Origin of the sequence: Segeticoccus rhizosphaerae, assembly GCF_009192725.1 — a bacterium.
GTDB lineage: Bacteria > Actinomycetota > Actinomycetes > Actinomycetales > Dermatophilaceae > Segeticoccus > Segeticoccus rhizosphaerae.
This window is the reverse complement of sequence record NZ_VOHR01000052.1, coordinates 1-17,453: the sequence shown is the minus strand read 5'-3', so window position 1 is coordinate 17,453 and position 17,453 is coordinate 1. Positions and strand designations below refer to the sequence as shown.

The following is a 17,453-nucleotide window of genomic DNA, read 5'->3' as shown; positions in this document are numbered from 1 at the left end:
GCAGACCCGGCCTCCTCGAGCCGCTGGGCGTGCACCGGGACCACCGCGGTCGCGGCTACGGCACGGCGATCACCCTCGCCGCCGCGGCGGCACTCCGGGAGATGGGCGCGTCGAGCGCCGTGGTGTGCACGCCGAGCTCCAACGTGGGCGCCGTCGCCACCTACCGCTCAGGTGGCTTCCGGGCACTTCCCCAGCGCCGGGACCTCTACCGCGAGGGGTGACGCGGCCGGCCCCGAGCGCTGGAGTCGGACGCCGAGGCCCGCACCAGCCAGGCAGACGACGGCGACGACCGCCGCGAAGACGGAGTAGACACCGTCGAGGTCCCAGCGGCTCGCCGCCCAGCCGGCTGCCACGGCAGGAAGCGCCATCGCGGAGTAGCAGCAGATGTAGAACGCCGACATGACCCCACCCCGGGCGTCCGCGGGGAGCACGGAGGCGAGGTGCCGCAAGGCCCCACTGAAGGCCAGCCCGAACCCGACTCCGAGCACCGCGGCGCTGCCCACGATGAGGCCGGCGTGCCCGCTCCGGACCGCCGGCACGCTGAGCAGGACGCCCACCGCCATGACCGCGTCGCCCGTGATCCCCAGGGGCCGGGCCGCACGGCGCCCCACGACGGCCTGCGCAGCTGCAGCCGACAGTGTCATCGCGGCGACCACCACGGCACCGAAGGTGTGCCCGTGCAGGCCGACCTGCCGGGTCGCGAGGCCGGGGAAGAGCGAGAGATACATACCGATGAGGACCCAGGACGTCCCCGCCGACAACACGGCGAAACGGAAGTCGTTGCCGATCGGGCCCGGCACGTGCGGGCGGGCCACGTGGATGTGCGTCCGGCGCACTCGGTGGGTCTCGGGGATGGTGGTCAGCGCGAGCGTCACGCCGACCATCAGCAGCCCGAGGACGGCATACGGAGTGACGAGCGCGTCCGGGGCGTGGTCAGCGAGCAACGCGGACACCAGGATGCCGAGGCCCATGCCGGCCGCGAAGAATATGCCGGTGAGCCGTCCCGTGCGGTCGCCCTCGGTCGGGCGCAGGTCGAGCATCGCGGCCGCGCCGGCGACCACCGCGGTGCCGATGGAGGCGCCGTGGATCGCGCGGGCCACGAACAGCTCCCACGTCTGGTGTGCCACGACGAACATCACCAGACCAGCGAACATCCCGACGCCCGACCCCACCAGCGCAGGTTTGCGGCCGAGCGCATCCGTGAGCGGCCCCGCGACGACGATCGCGGACAATGCCGCCACGGCATACGTCGCGAACAGGGCAGTGATCGTGAGTGGGCTGAGCTGCCAAGCCTTCTCGTAGGTCGAGTAGAGCGGCGTCGGTGCGCCCGAGACGGCAAGGGCGACCCCCATCAGGGCAAGCAGCAAGCGGTATGCCGAGTCGTGACGCAACGTTGTCGCTGCGCCGATAGCTGTGGTCACGGCCGCTCCCTCATGTTCGATGCTCATCAAACCTTCCGCGTTGAGATTACGCTGGGTTTGATGCTCATCAAACTTGTTTTATGCTGGTCCCATGCCCGAGACGGAAACCCCCCACGACCCGGACGGGTACCCCGTGGCGTCGATCCAGTCGGTCCTGGCCGCGCTCAGCGACCCCGTGCGCCTCGAGATGGTGCGCCGCCTCGATGCCGCCGGCGCCGCGCAGCCCTGCTCGCTGCTCTACGACGAGGTGTCGAAGTCGACCGCCAGTCACCACTTCAAGATCCTGCGGGAGGCCGGTGTCCTCGAGCGCTCGAAGATCGGCGGGCAGGTGCACCAGCGCCTGCGCCGCGCCGAGGTCGACGCCCTCTACCCGGGGCTGCTCGACTCGGTGACCGCTGCGCTGGGCTGAGGGCTCGGCTGGCCCGGGCCGTGTTCCGCCACCCCGAGTCCTTACCCACCGGTTCATCATGCCAAGCGCGCAGTCTGGCACCGCGGCCCGGAGCGCGACCGAGTCCGAAGCTGGATCAGGACGAGTGCAGTCGGGCGGCTTGGCGAGTGAGGTGCTCACGTTCGGCGGCGCTGCTCGCCGCCCGCGCCGCCTCGGCATACAGGCTTCGTGCCCGCGCGAGGTCGCCAGCACGCTCGTGCAGGTAGGCGCGCACGGCGGTTTGCCGCGGAACATCAGCGGGCACCTCTGCAACGGCACGCAATCCAGCCAGCGGGCCGTCGACCTCACCCACCGCGACGGCCCGGTTGAGCGCCACGACCGGGCTGTCGGTGATCCTGTTGAGCTCGTCATACCACTCGAGAATCTGCGGCCAGTCGGTCTCCTCGGCCGAGGACGCATCGGCGTGCAGTGCCGCGATCGCTGCCTGCGCCTGGTATTCACCGAGCCGGTCCCTCGCGAGCGCTGACTGCAGCACCTCGACTCCCTCGGCGATCAGGCCGGTGTCCCACCGCGACCGGTCCTGCGCGGCCAGCGGCACGAGCTGCCCCTCACCGGTGCGGCGGGACGCCCGACGTGCGTGGTGCAGGAGCATCAGGGCCAGGAGCCCCGCCACCTCCGGCTCGTCGCTCGCGGCGGCCAGCTGCCGGGTGAGCCGGATGGCCTCGGCCGCGAGGTCCACCTCGCCCCCGTAGCCCTCGTTGAAGATCAGGTAGAGCACCTTCAGGACGGCTCCCAGGTCACCCGGCTCGGTCAGCCGCCGGCCGCGGATGCTTGCCTTGGCACGGCTGATCCGTTGGGCCATGGTGGCCTCGGGCACGAGGTATGCCGAGGCGATCTGGCGGGTCGTCAGACCGCCGACAGCGCGCAGGGTGAGGGCGACGGCCGACGGCGGAGTGAGTGCCGGGGCACAGGCCAGGAAGAGCAGCAGGAGGGTGTCGTCCACCTGCTCGGTGGGCCCGGGAGCAGGCCGGTCTCCGTCGAGGAGCTCGCGCCGGCGTCGGGCGAGCTCGGAGCGTTGGGCGTCGACGTACTTGCGGGAGGCGACGGTGACCAGCCACGCCTTCGGGTCGTCGGGCATCGCCTGCGGCCAGTGTCGAAGCGCCTCGATCATCGCCTCCTGCACAGCGTCCTCGGCCGCCGCGAAGTCGCCTCCGCGGCGGACGAGGACACCGAGAACCTGCGGGCCGAAGCCCTTGAGCAGGTCACCGAGGTCAGCCATGTCGGCGGCGCCAGCTCACTCTGTGACGACGGGGGGTTCGGTCATGAAGGGTCGGACCTCGATCCACTCCTGCAGCGGTTTCCCGCCCTTTCCGGGCGCTGACGACAGGAAGGCCGCCGCCTCGTGGGCGCGCTCGACGGAGTCGACGTCGATGACCATCCAGCCGGCGATGAGATCCTTGGTCTCCGCAAACGGCCCGTCGGTCACCGGCGGCTTGCCCTCACCGTCGAACCGCACGAACACGCCCTCGGGCGAGAGCGCCTGGCCCTCGACGTACTCCCCTCGCTCGCGGAGCACGTCGGCCACGTGGTTCATGAACGCAAGGTGGTCCGAGATCTCCTGAGGTGTCCAGTCCTCCATCGGTGCCTCGCTGTTCGGCATCGGCTTCGGGCCGCCCCGGTAGTGCTTGAGCAACAGGTACTTCGTCATCGTTCGCCCTTTCGTCCGTGACGGCCATCATGCCGCCATCACCCGAGGACGGAGCCGTGTGGACGTTCTCGACATCCGACCCGCCGAGCCGCCGCGCCACCGACTCCGTGGCCCGCGCGAATACCGCTGCGGCGCTGTTGAGCCGGTGTCCCTCGCCTTCGATGAGGTGCAGCTCGGAGCCGGGCCACGCTCGATGCAGGTCCCACGCTGTGACCGGTGGGGTGCACAGGTCGTGGCGGCCCTGGATCAGGATCGCCGGCAGACCGGCCAGGGCGGAGACACCGGAGATCAGCTGGCCTTCGCGCAGGAAGGCCCGGTGAGCCGTGTAGTGGCTCTCGATCCGCGCGAACGCCAACGCGAACCGTGGCTGGGCAAACAGGTCCTCGATGAACGGGTCGGGCGCCGACAACATGCCTGCCGTCTCCCACCGCGTCCAGGCCAGGGCCACTGCGATCCGAGCCTCCGGACTGCCCGACTCCAGCCGTCGCCGGTAGCCGGCCACGAGGTCGTCGCGCTCCTCCGGCGGGATGGGGGCGACGAACTCCTCCCACCGCTCTGGCAGAAGGTGGTTCGCGCCGTCCCGGTAGACCCAGTCGAGCTCGCTGGCCCGGAACGTGGTGACGCTGCGCAGGATCATCGCCAGCACCCGGTCGGGGTGAGTCTGGGCGTAGGCCAGCGCCAGCGTGGTCCCCCAGGAAGAACCGGACAGGACCCATCGGTCGATCCCCAGCTCGCGCCGCAGCCGCTCCATGTCGGCGACCAGGTGCCACGTCGTGTTGGTCTCCAGGCTGACATCCGGATCGCTCGCGTGCGGCGTGCTGCGACCGGTGCCCCGCTGATCGAACAACACCACGCGATAGGTCGACGGGTCATAGGGATGGCGCATCGAGGGCAGGCTGCCGCCGCCCGGCCCCCCGTGCACCACCAGCACGGGTATGCCGTGTGGATCGCCGAACTCGCTCCACCAGACCCGCTGCCCGTCACCGACGTCGAGCAGTCCCTCTCGATTGGGCGCCGCGTCGCTCATCTCCTCCACGCCCCGTCCAACGCGTCGAGGGCCGCCGGTCGTTCCGGCGCGAGCCGCGAAGGGTCCCGTGGCAGCGGGCTCACGTCAGCGCCAACATCTGAACCGCAGGATGGATCCCCCTCCGTTTCCAACTTATAGCGCACCAGGGGGCTTGCGGCAAGGCCCCGTTCGTGACGCAGAATCACCGTTCGAAGCTCTCGCCGACAGCATGGGGAACCGACCTCGTGCGCGCTTCCTGGAGCTTCAGATTCGGAGCCGATCAGGTGACTCCCCTGACCGTCAGCGCGTTCGACCTTCCCGACCACCTCACCGCCAAGACCGACCCGACGATGATCGCCGACGACGAACGCCACTTCGCGGCGATCGCCGACTGTCTCGAGCAGTCGACCGCTGACCTGACCGACCGCCTCGACGCCGCACGCAGGGCGCCGGGTGGCGCGGGGCAGGAGGCCATGGACCGGGACCTGGAGGTTCACCGGTTGACCGCCCGGCTTCGCCTCATGGGTCGCTTCGGTCTGGACCTGTGCCTCGGGCACATGGTCGCGTCGGATGACTCTGAGCCGGTCTATGTCGGACGACTCGGCCTCAGGGACAGCGAAGGACGACGGTTGCTGATCGACTGGCGATCCCCGGCTGCCGAGCCGTTCTTCGGGGCGACGCACGCGGACCCGATGGGTCTGGCGAGCCGCCGCCGGTATCGATGGACGCGCGGTCGCGTCAGTGACTACTGGGACGAGGTCTTCACGACGGACGGGACGGCCACACTGGACCGGCACCCGGCACTGGACGACCAGTCCGCGTTCATCGCCAGCCTGGGCAGCAACCGGTCGCCCCGGATGCGGGACGTGCTCGGCACCATCCAGTCCGACCAGGACGCCATCATCCGGGCCGGCTCGCGCGGTGCTCTCGTGGTCGACGGCGGTCCGGGCACGGGGAAGACCGTCGTCGCACTGCACCGCGCCGCCTACCTCCTCTATTCGGACCCGCGCCTTGGCCACCACCGCGGTGGAGTGCTGTTCGTCGGTCCACACCAGCCCTACCTCGCCTATGTCTCCGATGTGCTGCCCAGCCTCGGCGAGGAGGGCGTGCGCACCTGCACCTTGCGCGACCTCGTCCCCGAGGGAGCCGCTGCTGGGCCGGACACCGACCCGGACGTGACCCGGCTGAAGTCGTCGGCGCGGATGGTGACTGCCATCGAGCCAGCGGTCAGCCTCTACGAGGAGCCGCCGGCCCACGGCATGGAGGTCGAGACTGCTTGGGGCGACCTGTGGCTCAGCCGCGACGACTGGACCGAGGCGTTCGAGTCGCCGGAGCCCGGTGCCGCCCACAACGAGGCCCGCGACCAGGTGCTCGAGACCCTGCTGGACATCCTGGTCGACAAGCACGACCACGCGGAGGTCTCCGCGGAGACGCTGCGGGCAGCCCTGCGACGGCACCGCGGGCTCAACGAGACGTTGGGCCAGGCCTGGCCGCTGATCGAGCCGACCGACCTGGTCGCCGACCTCTGGTCGGTCCCGGCCTACCTGCGCAGGTGCGCGCCCTGGCTCCAGCCGGACGAGGTCCGCGCCCTCCAGCGCGACGAGCCCTATGCCTGGACGGTGTCCGACCTCCCGTTGCTGGACGCCGCCCGCCAGCGTCTCGGTGACCCCGAGGCCTCCCACCGCAAGCGTCGACAGCAGGCGACCCTGGCGGCCGGGCGCAAGCAGATGTCCGAGGTCATCGACCACCTCATCGAGAACGACGACTCCGAGATGCAGGTGATGTCGATGCTGCGTGGCGACGACGCGCGCAACACCCTCGATGATGAGGACGTGCTGCCGACAGGCGAACCAGACGCGCTCGCGGGTCCGTTCGCGCACGTCGTGGTCGACGAAGCCCAGGAGCTGACCGACGCCGAGTGGCACATGCTGCTCCAGCGATGCCCGTCCCGGAGCTTCACCATCGTCGGGGACCGAGCCCAGGCCAGGCACGGGTTCACCGAGTCGTGGCAGGAACGGCTCGAGCGCATCGGCATCGATCGGATCGAGCTGGCGTCGCTGAGCATCAACTACCGGACGCCGGAGGAGGTCATGGCCGAGGCCGAGCCGGTCATCCGGGGTGCGCTCGCTGACGCCAACGTGCCGACCTCGGTGCGCAGCAGCGGCAACCCCGTCAGGCACGGATCCGTGTCGGAGCGAGCCCCGATCCTTCGGGACTGGCTCGCCGAGCACACCGAAGGGATCGGCTGCGTCATCGGTGACCCCACGTTCCGGTCCACGGCCCGCGTCCGCTCACTGACTCCGGAGCTGGCCAAGGGGCTCGAGTTCGACCTGGTGGTGCTCATCGACCCGGACTCGTTCGGCACCGGCGTCGAGGGAGCCGTCGACCGCTATGTCGCGATGACCCGGGCGACCCAGCGACTCGTCATACTGACGAGCTCCTGACCACGTCCTGCCGGGCGGGACGACGGGCACCAGTGTCCACGGAAGGTCAGAGGCGCCCGCGCAGCCAGTCGAAGTCGGCTCGGTGCTCCTCCGGGCCGCCCGGGGTCTCGCAGACGACGGGCGCGCCGGCATCCCGCACCACCGAGGCGAACTCGTCGGGGTCCAGCTGCCCCTGCCCGAAGTTGGTGTGCCGGTCGGCCCCGGAGTCGAACGCGTCACGGCTGTCGTTGGCGTGCACGAGGTCGATCCGGCCGGTGATGGCGTGGACGCGCTCGACCGCCTCGGTGAGCGGGATGCCGCCGGCCCACGCGTGACACGTGTCGAGGCAGAAGCCGACCTGCTCGTGCCCCTCCGCGCGGGAGATCGCCTCCCACACGCCCTCGATCCGGTCGAGGCGCCGCGCCATCGCGTTGTCACCGCCCGCGGTGTTCTCGAGCAGCATCGGGATCGTGCAGTGGGTCGCCTCGACCGCCTTGCGCCAGTTGTCGAAGCCCTTGGCGGGGTCGTCGCCCTTGTTCACGTGCCCGCCGTGGACGATGAGACCCTTGGCGCCGATCTCGGTGGCCGCGTCCATGTGCTGCTGCAGCAGCTTGCGGCTCGGGATGCGAATCCGGTTGTTCGTGGTGGCCACGTTGATGATGTAGGGCGCGTGGACGTAGAGGTCGATGCCGGCCTCCTCCGCCGCCGAACGGAGCGCGGCGGCGCCCCCGGCATAGCGCACCTCGGGGCCCTTGTAACCCTGCGGGTCGCCCAGGAAGAACTGGACGAGCGACGCCCCGCGGGCCTGGGCCTCCGCAACGGGGTCGGTCTGCTCGACGTGTGCGCCGATGGAGATCGTCATGCCCCCAGCCTACGAACCTCGACCGACACGGAGTCCGAGAGAACCTTTGCCGTCGAAACCGGGCTGGTGCTGGTGCCTCCGCGGTCTCGCCGTGTGTCTGGCGGCGCAGGAGCGGTGGCCGCCCCGGGTCAGTGGCCGAAGAGGCTGGTGCTGCTCGGAGCACCGGCGGCGCGCTCGCACACCCAGCCGTCCGGCATCCGGCCGGACTCGATGAAGGACTGCAGCTGCGTCGTCGCCTCGTCGGACAGGTTGTGATCGGCCTGCGGATAGATGACCGGCTCCTCCTTGGTGTTGTGCTGGTCGAGCTGCTCGAGCAGGCTCCGGCAGGCCTTCGCGGTCCCGTCGCCACCGGCGCCCTGGGCCAGCAGCTCCTCCAGCCCGTCCATGGCGTCCCAGAGGTCACCGTGCTCGCGCACCATCACGAAGATGGGCATGGACAGCCCGCCCTCCCGAAGCGGCGGGAACAGGAACGCCTCCTCGAGGTAGATGTGCCGCCGCAGCGCGTCGATCGCGCACTGCAGCGGCACGGGGTCTGCGGGGTTGGCGACGAAGGCCTCGATCGCACGGTCGATCTCGCGGTGTTCGCGCTCCAGAGCGCTCGACAACTTCTCCGACATCCGGTTCCTCCTTCGACCAACGGGCAGCGTGGCCCTTCGTCTCCTAGTCTGGCCCGGCTGCCCTCGGGAGGACAGGAGAAATCTGCCCGGACGGGTCAGGCGTCCGCGACAGCGTCGGCCATCCGCTCGACGGCCTCGGTCAGGATCGACGTCGAGGTGGCGTAGTTGAGCCGGCAGTGCCCCACGCCACCTGTCCCGAAGGCCGACCCGGCGTTGAGCGCCACTCGTGCGTGCTGGAGGAAGAAGGCGGCGGGACCGGAGCTCGTCATCACGTTGCCCCGACCGTCGGCGCCGCTCTCGTCCAGGCCGAGGGCGCGGCAGTCCAGCCAGGCCAGGAAGGTTGCCTCGGGTGACCGGTAGCCGATCGTCGGGAGGTGCTCGGCCACGAGTTGCGCCAGCAGCTCCTGGTTGCGGTCCAGCCCCGCGAGGAGCGCGTCCAGCCACGGACCTCCCTCGCGCAGGGCCGCGGTGTGGGCGACCACGCCGACATGACTGGGGCCGTGGCTGACCTCCTCGGGCATCCGGGCCAGGTCCTTCGCGGCCTCCGGGCCGGCGACGGCGAGCGCGGCCTTGAGTCCAGCGAGGTTCCACCCCTTGGAGGCCGACATCAGTGCGAAGCCGCGCTCCGAGCCGGCCACGCTGAGATAGGGCACGAACCGCGACCCGGGCAGCACCAGCGGCCCGTGGATCTCGTCGGCCACGACGCGGACACCGTGTCGCTCCGCCAGCGCGGCAACCGCCTCGAGCTCGCTCGCGGTGTGCACCGTGCCGAGGGGGTTGTGCGGGTTGCAGAGCAGGTATGCCGCGCCCGCACCTCCCGCTGTCGCCTGCTCCATCGCCCCCTCCAGAACCGCCAGGTCGAGGCGGCCGTCCTGGCCCGCGGGCGCTTCGAGGATGCGCCGGTCCATGTGCTCGATGAACGAGTAGAACGGGGGGTAGACGGGGTTGTTGACGATCACCTGCTCACCGGGCCTGGTGATGAGCCGCAGCACCTCGACGATCCCCATCATCACGTCGGGCACGATCGTGCTGCGCTCGACGGCGATCCCGTCCCAGTCCCACCGCTCCGCCGCGAACGCCGCCAGCGCCTCGGCATACGCCGTCCCGGAGGGGTAGCCGGTGTCCCCTCGCGAGACCAGGTCGGTGAGGGCGCGCGCCACGGGGTCGGCCAGGGGCACGTCCATCTCGGCCACCCACAGCGGAAGGACGTCCGGCTCGAAGGCTCGCCACTTCATGCTCGTGCGCTCACGCAACTGGGGCAGGGTCAGGGTCTCCAACGGGTTCGGGATCTCGTGCGCCATGACGCCCAGCCTCGCACCTCGGCGGCCGGCACCGAAACCTCGTTGCTGCCGCAGGTGCGCCTCGCTAGTTTCAAGACTCCACCGGTTCCACGTGAAGAGGCACGGCATCCGCGGCACGGGGGGACATCCATCCACCGTTCCTCGACGCCGCGCGTGACCGGGCCAGCGCCCCGTGAGATACACCCGGTACCAACGCGCATACCCCGGCTGGGGCGTCTTCGCGTTGATGCGGCGCTGATCGCGAGCCGACCCCGAGGAGTCGAAAACCGGTCGACAGGGCGAGCACCGGATCACCAGACTGCCGCCCATGAGCAGCGCAGACCTGTGGGACACCGAGACCGCCGAGCGATACGACGACGAGGCCACCGAGATGTTCGCTCCGGAGGTGCTCGACCCGGCCGTCGAGCACCTCGCCCGGCTGGCGGGCAACGGCCCGGCCCTGGAGTTCGCGATCGGCACCGGACGCGTCGGCATACCGCTGCGGTCCCGGGGCGTGCCGGTGACCGGAATCGAGCTGTCGGCACCCATGGTCGAGCAGTTGCGGCGCAAGGTCGACGAGCAGACCCTGCCGGTGGTCGTCGGCGACATGGCGAGCACGACCGTGCCCGGCGAGTTCGCGCTGGTCTACCTGGTGTGGAACACGATCGGGAACGTGCGCACCCAGGAGGAGCAGGTCGCGTGCTTCGAGAACGCGGCACGGCACCTGCGCTCCGGCGGCCGGTTCGTGGTCGAGGTGGGCGTGCCCTCCCTGCGCCGGCTGCCACCAGGCCAGCTCGCGGTGCCGTCCGACGTGGGCGAGCAGCACGTCGGCTTCGACACCTACGACCTGGCGACCCAGCAGGCGGTGTCGCACCACTACACCCGGGAGGCCGACGGCCGGATGCGCTACGGCGCGCACCACTACCGCTTCGTGTGGCCGTCGGAGCTCGACCTGATGGCCCGGCTCGCCGGGCTGCAGCTGGAGGAACGGCTGGCCGACTGGGACGGCAGCCCCTTCACGTCCGAGAGCGAGAAGCACGTCTCCGTGTGGCGCAAGGGCTGACGACCCGGGCGCCCGGCCACGAAACGCACAGTTGCGGCCATCTCGGGCGTGGGCGCGAAACGCACAGATTGTCCCGCGGATCCGGAGCCGAGCCTTCAGAGGTTGACGATGACGACCCTTTCCATCGCGCGGAACCCGAACTTCTCGTAGAGCGCCCGCGCGCCGGCATTGGGGCCGAAGACGTTGAGTCCCAACACCTTCGCCCCTCGCTCGATCGACGCGCGGGCGCATGCCCGGAGGATCGCGCCGCCGTAGCCCCGCCGGCGGCAGGCCTCGTCCACCTCGATGTCGTAGATGAAGGCCCGGTCGCCGTCCACGTTGACCCAGAGCACACCAACCTCGTCGTCCCCGTCGTATGCCGACCACAGCCAGTGCCCGGGCGACTCCACTCCCCGGGGCAGGAGCTGCTCGTGCTGCCGGCGCGAGTCCTCCCTGGCCGCACCCAGATCCGTGTGACTTCCGGAGTCGTACATCGAGCGGGCGTAGTGCTCGATGCCGTGCCGCACGAAGGCGTCGAATCGCTTCCGGGTCATCGGCACGAGCCGCACCCGCTCCTCGCGGCCCGGTTCCTGGGAGAGATCGAGCTCCATCCTGGTTGCCATCAGCTCGAGATCCTCCCCGGCCAGGAAGGCGTCGGTCGCCTCGTCGCGATCGAACCGGCTGATCACGATCCGGCTCGCCCCGAGCTCCCGAGCGGACTCGGCGACCACTTCGAACGCCGACCCCGCCACTTCGAGCTCCACGTCCACGCACACGACGTGCGCCGAGTCCTGTCCGTCGACCCCCATCAGCCAGACGAAGCCGACCTCCGCGTCCTGCGCGACCACCCGGCATACGTGCTGACCCCGGTCCAGCTCGCCATCCCGTAGAGCCCGGTCGAACACCCGGGACGCGAGCGCCTCCGCGTCGGCAGGACGCCACCCCGCGCTGACCCGCTGGCCGACCAGTCGCTGACGCACGCGGGGCTTCCACTCCGGGAGGTCACCGGACGAGAGGGGCTGCAGCTCGAGGTCGGAGGTCACCAGCGCACTATGCCCAACGCTGAGCCACGATGTCGACGAGCCGCACCAGGACCGGTCCGGAGGGCTCCCCACTGGCAGCCTCCGACCGCGTCAGCGGCCGACAGGTGAGAATGGCAACGTGCGCGTTGGAGACGATGGAGTGACGCATGACTCGGTGTCGGTCGCGTCGATGGAGGACGGACACGCGGAGCAGGTGCTCGCCATCTACGCGGAGGGCATCGCCGGTGGCGACGCGACGTTCGAGACGCAACTGCCGAGCTGGGCCGGGTTTCGCGCCGGCAGGCGCCCGGACCTGAGTTTCGTGGCACTCGACGGCTCGGGTCGGATGCTGGGGTGGGTCGCCTGCTCCGCCGTGTCCGGCCGCGCGGCATACGCGGGTGTTGTCGAGCACTCGGTCTACGTCCGGAGCGACTCGCGGGGCCGGGGTGTCGGTGCCCTGTTGCTCGATGCCCTGCTCGAGGCCGCCGACCGCGGCGGGATCTGGACCGTCCAGTCGTCCCTCTTCCCCACGAACGCCGCCAGTCTCGCCCTGCATGCGGGAGCCGGCTTCCGGATCGTCGGCACGCGGGAGCGCATCGCCCGACAGCACGGACGCTGGCGTGACACCGTCCTGGTCGAGCGCCGCTCCCCCACAGTGGACTGAGTCGCTCACCCCCACGAGCCGTCAGCGCGAACCTCGACGGACTGCCCGGCCGGCCAGCGTGCCGGTGAACTCGCCGCCCCGGATCGCCGCCCGACCGTTGACCACGACGTCGCCCACGCCGACCGAGAGCCGGTGCGGGTGGTCGAAGGTGGCGATGTCGGCCACCGTGGCGAGGTCGAAGACGACGACATCGGCAAATGCGCCCTCCTCCCGGCGGCCGCGGCCGGTGATGCCGAAGTTGGCGGCGGGCAGGCGGGTCATCCGGTCGACGGCCTCGGCCAGGGTCAGCAGCCGTTCCTCACGGACGTACTTGCGCAGCACCCGCGCGAACGACCCGTAGGCCCGTGGATGTCTCGGCGATCGGAGCGAAACCCCTTCCGGCGCGACGGAGGAGCTGTCGGAGCAGATGCTCACCCACGGGTGTCGCAGCTGCTCCGCGAGGTTGTCCTCGGACATGGAGAAGAACGCCACACCGACCCGTGAGCAGTCCTCACCGATCATGCTGAGCGCGGTGTCGACCGGGCTGCCGTGGGCGGGCGGTCCTCGTATCCCATGACGCAGGGCCGCAGCGTGCCGTTGCCCACGAAGGAGGCGACGTTCTGCGAGCAGCCCTGCGACTCGACATACGAGAGGTATTCCGACAGTCGGCTGAACCTGATCTCCAGGCCGAGCTCCGGCACCTCCTGCTCGAGGGCAGGTTGCTGCTCGGGTCGCAGCGGGCCCATGGCATCGCCCTCGCCGAAGACCTGCAGGGTCACAGCTCACCGAGCGACCGTGGGTCGTGCAGCATGGTGAAGTAGGAGTGGCTGAGCACGTTGATGAACCCGGGTGAGACCGCGCGTCCGCCGGCGTCGATGCGTTCGGCCGCCTCGGCCCCCGCGCACGATCAGGTCGTACACACTGTGCTCCTTCGTTGGCCCGCTTCTCGAACGACGCCGCCCGCCGCGATCGACGCTAGCGTCCGGGAGTGGTACGGGTCGCAGGGATTTCCAGCGGGTTTGAGGGTCGGACGGCCTGCCTCTGCAACGGTTCCTGCACCTCCCCGAGCGGTGGCGGCGCCTGCTCCCAGCCCGGATAGCCTTGGGGCGTGAGCAAGGAGCAGCACCACGGTCACACGCACGCGGTGGGGGTGCACGCCGACCGCCGCTACCTGCTCATCGTCCTGATCCTGCTGCTGGCGTTCATGATCGGCGAAGTGGTCGTCGCCGTCGTCTCCGGTTCACTCGTCCTGCTGTCCGACGCCGGGCACATGCTCTCCGACGTGGGAGCGATCGCGGGGGCACTGTGGGCCATGCGGCTCGCGGCCCGTGCCGCCGGCGGGTCGTGGACGTTCGGCTGGAAGCGCGCCGAGATCCTCTCGGCCGCGGCCAACGGCGCCACGCTGCTCGTGGTCTCGGGTGTCGTCGGGCTGGAGGCGATCCGCCGACTCATCCAGCCGCCACCGGTCGAGGGCGGCCCTGTGGTCGTCGTCGCGCTCGTCGGTGTCGCTGTGAACCTCGTCGCGGCCTGGTCGCTGGCGCGTGCAAACCGCTCGAGCCTCAACGTGGAAGGCGCCTACCAGCACATCGTCACCGACCTCTACGCGTTCATCGGCACGTTCGTCGCCGGAGTGGTCATCGTCGCCACGGGCTGGGCGCGGGCGGACCCGATCGCCTCCCTCGTCGTCGTCGCGTTGATGCTGCGCGCCGCCTGGGCCCTGCTGCGCGACAGCGGCCGCGTGCTCCTGGAGGCGGCGCCGGAGAAGATCGACCTCGACCATGTGCGCGAGCACCTGCTCTCCACCGAGCACGTCGCCGACGTGCACGACCTGCACGTCTGGAGCGTCACCTCCGACCTGCCGACCCTTTCGGTGCACGTCGTGCTCGCCGACTCCTGCTTCCACGACGGCCACGCACCACAGATCCTCGACGCCCTGCAGGCGTGCCTCGTGGGCCACTTCGACGTCGAGCACTCCACCTTCCAGCTGGAGCCGGCCAGCCACGCGACGCACGAGCCCGGGACCCACTGACCCGGCATTCACGTACGTCGGTCGAGCTCGCCTTCGGCTCTCGGGACGGCAACGCCGGGACGCAGCCGCGCACAGACCAGCGCGATCGGCGAGAGGACGAGCGCGGACGCGGTGAGTGCGGTCGACACCGAGGTGCGGTTCGCCAGGGCCCCGAGTGGAGGACCCCCGACCACCTGCCCGATGGCGTTCGCCTGGCCGTTCATCGACAGCACCGTGGCGCGCACCTTCGACTCGACGTTGCGGTTGAGCCAGGCCGACTCGATCGGCGCGGCGACCGTCGCCGCTGCCCCGCGGACCCACATGGCCACGAGGGCGACCCACAGGTTGCCGAGCAGCGCGAGGCCGATGATCCCCGCCACCTGGACCAAAGCCAGGCAGGCGAGCAGGCCGCCGGGGTGCAGCGCGTTGACGTGGTCCGGACCCACCCGGCCCACGACGATGGAGGACAGCAACGAGATCACCGTGCCGATCAGAGTGATCCCGGCGAACAGGATGACGGGACTCGCGGCGTCGAACGGGCCGGGAAGGTCGAGCTCGAGGACCCGCACCGTCCACAACCGGTCGAAGGCCTCGCTGGACAGGCCGCCGATGAGGCTGATGAGCAAGAACGATCGGACCACCCGACTGCGGCGCGCCATGGACACGCCGGCGGTGAACGACCGGCCCACCTGCGCGAACGTCTCCCGCTCCGCGGCCGGAGTTCGGGCAAAGCGCCGTTCCGGCATGGTCAGGGCGAGCCAGCCGGCGAGGAGGACCAGGCCTGCTCCGCCAGCCACCATGGGAACCCGGATGTCAACCAGCCCCAAGGCGCCCGCGCCGATGACGGCCACGAAGGTCGCACCGAGAGAGAGCTGCACCTCCCGGGTGAAGATCGGCCCGATGGCCTCGACGCCGATCTCGTCGGCGAGCCAGGCCTCGATCGACCCCGAGGTGAACGTGTAGCCGATCCCCCACACCACCTGCGCGGCCAACACCCCGGCGAAGGTGGGGACCAGCCCCTGCAGCAGGAAGCCGCCCCCCACGAGCAGGAGCCCGATGAGGATCGACAGCCGCCGGCTGTAGAGGTCCGACACGATCCCGGTGGGGACCTCGAAGCAGAAGCACACCGCCTCGAGCACCGTCCCCACCAGCACCATCTGCAGCGGACTGAGGCCGACCGTGGTGGCCATGTAGACGAGGCTGAGGGTCGAGAAGAGGGTGAAGCACAACGTCATGACGACGTTCAGGACGTAGTAGGTCCGGACGGTGTCGGCGGGCCACTTCGGCCGCCAGAGCAGGGAGGTCAGCACGGCGCGGCGAGGCTACCAAGCCCCTGCCCGCCCGTCGCCCGGTTTTCGCCGGTCGCCGGTCGGCGGGCTCAGCGCGGCGGCAGGAGCCGGTGCCCGCGGAGCCCGCGCGGGTCGATGCCTGAACGCGCCGGGTCGGGTGCTCAGCTGCTGGCGCGCAGGGTCGGTGGGACCTCGCCGCTGGCGAGGGCGGAGCCGACGGCATACAGCAGTCGAGGGGCCTCGCTGGAGTCCAGCCGGAACGACGCGGTGCAGGTCTCGTGGTGCCAGATGCTGAGGACGAAGGTGCCAGAGTCCTCGTGCCAGGACAACCGCAGCGTGCGGCCGTCCGCTCGCGTGTCGAAGAACACCGTCCCCACCCTCGGGAAGGGCGTGACCTCTGCCATGACCTGATGTTGCCACCCGACATCGCCGGCGTCCATGGATCCGGCGATGTCGCTCCTGGCCACGGCGTGAGACCGTGGAGCGATCCGGAATCCCCGGGCGCAGACGCGGGTTGTCCCTCATGGGCGCCGCGTTGCCGCGTGCTTGCGCCTGCCACATCCGCCGACGAAAGGTCTCACTCTCGTGACTGCCAGCAGCGTTCCCACCGTGAAGCTCAACAACGGCATCAAGATCCCGCAGGTCGGGTATGGCGTGTTCCAGGTCCCCGAGGACGGCACCCAGCAGGCCGTCGAGCTCGCGCTCGAGAGCGGCTACCGGCACATCGACACCGCCGCGGCCTACTACAACGAGGAGGGGGTTGGTGCCGCCATCAAGGCCAGCGGCATCCCCCGCGACGAGCTGTTCGTCACCACGAAGCTGCGCAACGGCGACCAGGGCCACGACAAGGCGCTGCAGGCGTTCGAGGACAGTCGCCGCGCCCTCGGCCTCGACGTCATCGACCTCTACCTGGTCCACTGGCCGCTGCCGAGCGCCGGCCTCTACGTCGAGACCTGGAAGGCCTTCGAGAAGCTGTATGCCGAGAAGGCCGTCCGCGCGATCGGCGTCTCCAACTTCCTGCCCGAGCACCTCGACACGCTCCTGGCGCAGACCGAGGTCACGCCGGTGGTCAACCAGATCGAGGTGCACCCGACCTTGCAGCAGACCGCCGTCCAGGACGCCACGCGCGCGGCCGGCATCGCCGTGGAGGCGTACTCGCCGCTGGGACAGGGCGTCGACCTCGACCAGCAGGCGGTGCTCGACGTCGCCGAGGCGCACGGCAAGACGCCGGGTCAGGTCGTGCTGCGCTGGCACCTCGAGCACGGCACGATCATCATCCCGAAGTCGGTCACTCCGGAGCGGATCCGCTCCAACATCGACCTGTTCGACTTCGAGCTCTCGGCCGACGAGGTCGCGTCGATCGACGCGCTCGAGGCTGGCAACCGCACCGGCGAGGACCCCGCCACGGCCGCGTTCACCCAGTACCGCTGATCCTCAGGACCGCGACTCGCTCATCTGCTGTGCGCCCATGACCCGCAGCAGTGCCAGGGCCGAGGACTCCCGGCTGCCGGGTGCGGCCGAGTAGACGATCATCGACTGATCGTCGTCGGGGACCAGCATCGTGTCGCAGTCGAGGGACAATGGGCCCAGCTCGGGGTGCACCACGGTCTTGGTGTGGCTGCGCCAGGCACTCGAGCGGCCCTCCCGCCACAACCGGTCGAATCGCTCGCTGCCCGCGCGCAGCTCGCGCACCAGTCGGCGCAGACCACGGTCGCCGGGGTAGCGCGCGCTGGCCGCGCGCAGG

Annotated in this window: 20 protein-coding genes; 7 read left to right on the top strand and 13 right to left on the bottom strand. The window is 70.4% G+C overall.

Annotated elements, in window-relative coordinates; translation table 11 throughout:
- Positions 1 to 221, top strand: a 221-nt coding sequence (locus FRW57_RS06730) for a GNAT family N-acetyltransferase (RefSeq protein WP_152185625.1), incomplete at its 5' end; no start/stop codon positions are given.
- Here the strand turns inward: FRW57_RS06730 and FRW57_RS06725 are convergent.
- Complete coding sequence (locus FRW57_RS06725) at positions 168 to 1,421, bottom strand: MFS transporter (protein WP_203230232.1); 1,254 nt, start codon at positions 1,419 to 1,421, stop codon at positions 168 to 170. The genes FRW57_RS06730 and FRW57_RS06725 overlap by 54 nt on opposite strands.
- 91 nt (positions 1,422 to 1,512) lie before the next feature.
- On the opposite strand from FRW57_RS06725, the gene FRW57_RS06720 reads away from it, so the two are divergent.
- Positions 1,513 to 1,830 carry an ArsR/SmtB family transcription factor gene (locus FRW57_RS06720; protein WP_137119732.1) on the top strand — a complete coding sequence of 106 codons (318 nt, stop codon included), beginning with the start codon at positions 1,513 to 1,515 and terminating at the stop codon, positions 1,828 to 1,830.
- A gap of 115 nt (positions 1,831 to 1,945) precedes the next feature.
- Here FRW57_RS06720 and FRW57_RS06715 read toward each other — a convergent pair whose 3' ends face one another.
- From FRW57_RS06715 to pip, 3 genes are read right to left on the bottom strand one after another with little or no spacing between them, the layout of a single operon-like run.
- Positions 1,946 to 3,088, bottom strand: a complete 1,143-nt coding sequence (locus FRW57_RS06715; protein ID WP_137119731.1) for an RNA polymerase sigma factor — start codon at positions 3,086 to 3,088, stop codon at positions 1,946 to 1,948.
- Positions 3,089 to 3,103: 15 nt separating this feature from the next.
- The gene (locus FRW57_RS06710; RefSeq protein ID WP_476748649.1) at positions 3,104 to 3,403 is read right to left on the bottom strand and encodes a YciI family protein; all 300 of its coding nucleotides are present in this window, start codon (positions 3,401 to 3,403) and stop codon (positions 3,104 to 3,106) included.
- Positions 3,309 to 4,544 (bottom strand): prolyl aminopeptidase, encoded by a 1,236-nt coding sequence (pip, locus tag FRW57_RS24370; RefSeq protein ID WP_476748648.1) that lies wholly within the window; start codon positions 4,542 to 4,544, stop codon positions 3,309 to 3,311. The genes FRW57_RS06710 and pip overlap by 95 nt, the downstream gene beginning before the upstream one ends.
- 263 nt (positions 4,545 to 4,807) lie before the next feature.
- Here pip and helR point away from each other — a divergent pair, with 263 nt between their 5' ends.
- Positions 4,808 to 6,967 (top strand): RNA polymerase recycling motor ATPase HelR, encoded by a 2,160-nt coding sequence (helR, locus tag FRW57_RS06700; protein WP_152185622.1) that lies wholly within the window; start codon positions 4,808 to 4,810, stop codon positions 6,965 to 6,967.
- 46 nt (positions 6,968 to 7,013) lie between these two features.
- On the opposite strand, the gene FRW57_RS06695 is transcribed toward helR, so the two are convergent.
- The 3 genes from FRW57_RS06695 to FRW57_RS06685 all read right to left on the bottom strand — a co-directional run bounded on the left by FRW57_RS06695 (position 7,014) and on the right by FRW57_RS06685 (position 9,726).
- Positions 7,014 to 7,808, bottom strand: a complete 795-nt coding sequence (locus tag FRW57_RS06695) for a deoxyribonuclease IV (protein ID WP_137119728.1) — start codon at positions 7,806 to 7,808, stop codon at positions 7,014 to 7,016.
- Between the two features lie 128 nt (positions 7,809 to 7,936).
- Positions 7,937 to 8,425: a hemerythrin domain-containing protein gene (locus tag FRW57_RS06690; protein ID WP_152185621.1), complete on the bottom strand. Its 489-nt coding sequence runs from the start codon at positions 8,423 to 8,425 to the stop codon at positions 7,937 to 7,939.
- A gap of 95 nt (positions 8,426 to 8,520) precedes the next feature.
- On the bottom strand, positions 8,521 to 9,726 hold the full coding sequence (locus FRW57_RS06685; RefSeq protein ID WP_152185620.1) for a MalY/PatB family protein: 1,206 nt from the start codon (positions 9,724 to 9,726) through the stop codon (positions 8,521 to 8,523).
- A gap of 307 nt (positions 9,727 to 10,033) precedes the next feature.
- Here FRW57_RS06685 and FRW57_RS06680 point away from each other — a divergent pair, with 307 nt between their 5' ends.
- On the top strand, positions 10,034 to 10,768 hold the full coding sequence (locus FRW57_RS06680; protein WP_152185619.1) for a class I SAM-dependent DNA methyltransferase: 735 nt from the start codon (positions 10,034 to 10,036) through the stop codon (positions 10,766 to 10,768).
- A 95-nt stretch (positions 10,769 to 10,863) separates the two neighbouring features.
- On the opposite strand, the gene FRW57_RS06675 is transcribed toward FRW57_RS06680, so the two are convergent.
- Entirely contained in the window at positions 10,864 to 11,790 is a 927-nt protein-coding gene (locus tag FRW57_RS06675) for a GNAT family N-acetyltransferase (protein WP_152185618.1), read from the bottom strand.
- A 139-nt stretch (positions 11,791 to 11,929) separates the two neighbouring features.
- On the opposite strand from FRW57_RS06675, the gene FRW57_RS06670 reads away from it, so the two are divergent.
- The gene (locus FRW57_RS06670; protein ID WP_338016627.1) at positions 11,930 to 12,433 is read left to right on the top strand and encodes a GNAT family N-acetyltransferase; all 504 of its coding nucleotides are present in this window, start codon (positions 11,930 to 11,932) and stop codon (positions 12,431 to 12,433) included.
- A 21-nt stretch (positions 12,434 to 12,454) separates the two neighbouring features.
- Here FRW57_RS06670 and FRW57_RS24755 read toward each other — a convergent pair whose 3' ends face one another.
- Both FRW57_RS24755 and FRW57_RS06660 read right to left on the bottom strand, forming a co-directional pair.
- Positions 12,455 to 12,934 (bottom strand): amidohydrolase family protein, encoded by a 480-nt coding sequence (locus FRW57_RS24755; protein ID WP_137119723.1) that lies wholly within the window; start codon positions 12,932 to 12,934, stop codon positions 12,455 to 12,457.
- On the bottom strand, positions 12,931 to 13,191 hold the full coding sequence (locus FRW57_RS06660; RefSeq protein WP_137119722.1) for a hypothetical protein: 261 nt from the start codon (positions 13,189 to 13,191) through the stop codon (positions 12,931 to 12,933). The genes FRW57_RS24755 and FRW57_RS06660 overlap by 4 nt, the downstream gene beginning before the upstream one ends.
- 329 nt (positions 13,192 to 13,520) lie before the next feature.
- Between FRW57_RS06660 and FRW57_RS06655 the strand changes: the two genes are divergently transcribed.
- Positions 13,521 to 14,441, top strand: a complete 921-nt coding sequence (locus FRW57_RS06655; RefSeq protein WP_238384439.1) for a cation diffusion facilitator family transporter — start codon at positions 13,521 to 13,523, stop codon at positions 14,439 to 14,441.
- A gap of 8 nt (positions 14,442 to 14,449) precedes the next feature.
- On the opposite strand, the gene FRW57_RS06650 is transcribed toward FRW57_RS06655, so the two are convergent.
- Together FRW57_RS06650 and FRW57_RS06645 are read right to left on the bottom strand one after the other, a co-directional pair.
- On the bottom strand, positions 14,450 to 15,730 hold the full coding sequence (locus FRW57_RS06650) for an MFS transporter (protein WP_137119721.1): 1,281 nt from the start codon (positions 15,728 to 15,730) through the stop codon (positions 14,450 to 14,452).
- A 140-nt stretch (positions 15,731 to 15,870) separates the two neighbouring features.
- Complete coding sequence (locus tag FRW57_RS06645) at positions 15,871 to 16,176, bottom strand: hypothetical protein (RefSeq protein ID WP_137119720.1); 306 nt, start codon at positions 16,174 to 16,176, stop codon at positions 15,871 to 15,873.
- Between the two features lie 118 nt (positions 16,177 to 16,294).
- Between FRW57_RS06645 and FRW57_RS06640 the strand changes: the two genes are divergently transcribed.
- A complete protein-coding gene (locus FRW57_RS06640; RefSeq protein ID WP_152185617.1) occupies positions 16,295 to 17,140 on the top strand; it encodes an aldo/keto reductase in 846 nt (281 codons plus the stop codon).
- A gap of 3 nt (positions 17,141 to 17,143) precedes the next feature.
- Here the strand turns inward: FRW57_RS06640 and FRW57_RS23055 are convergent.
- On the bottom strand, positions 17,144 to 17,453 hold a 310-nt coding region (locus FRW57_RS23055; protein WP_476748647.1), incomplete at its 5' end, for an MmyB family transcriptional regulator.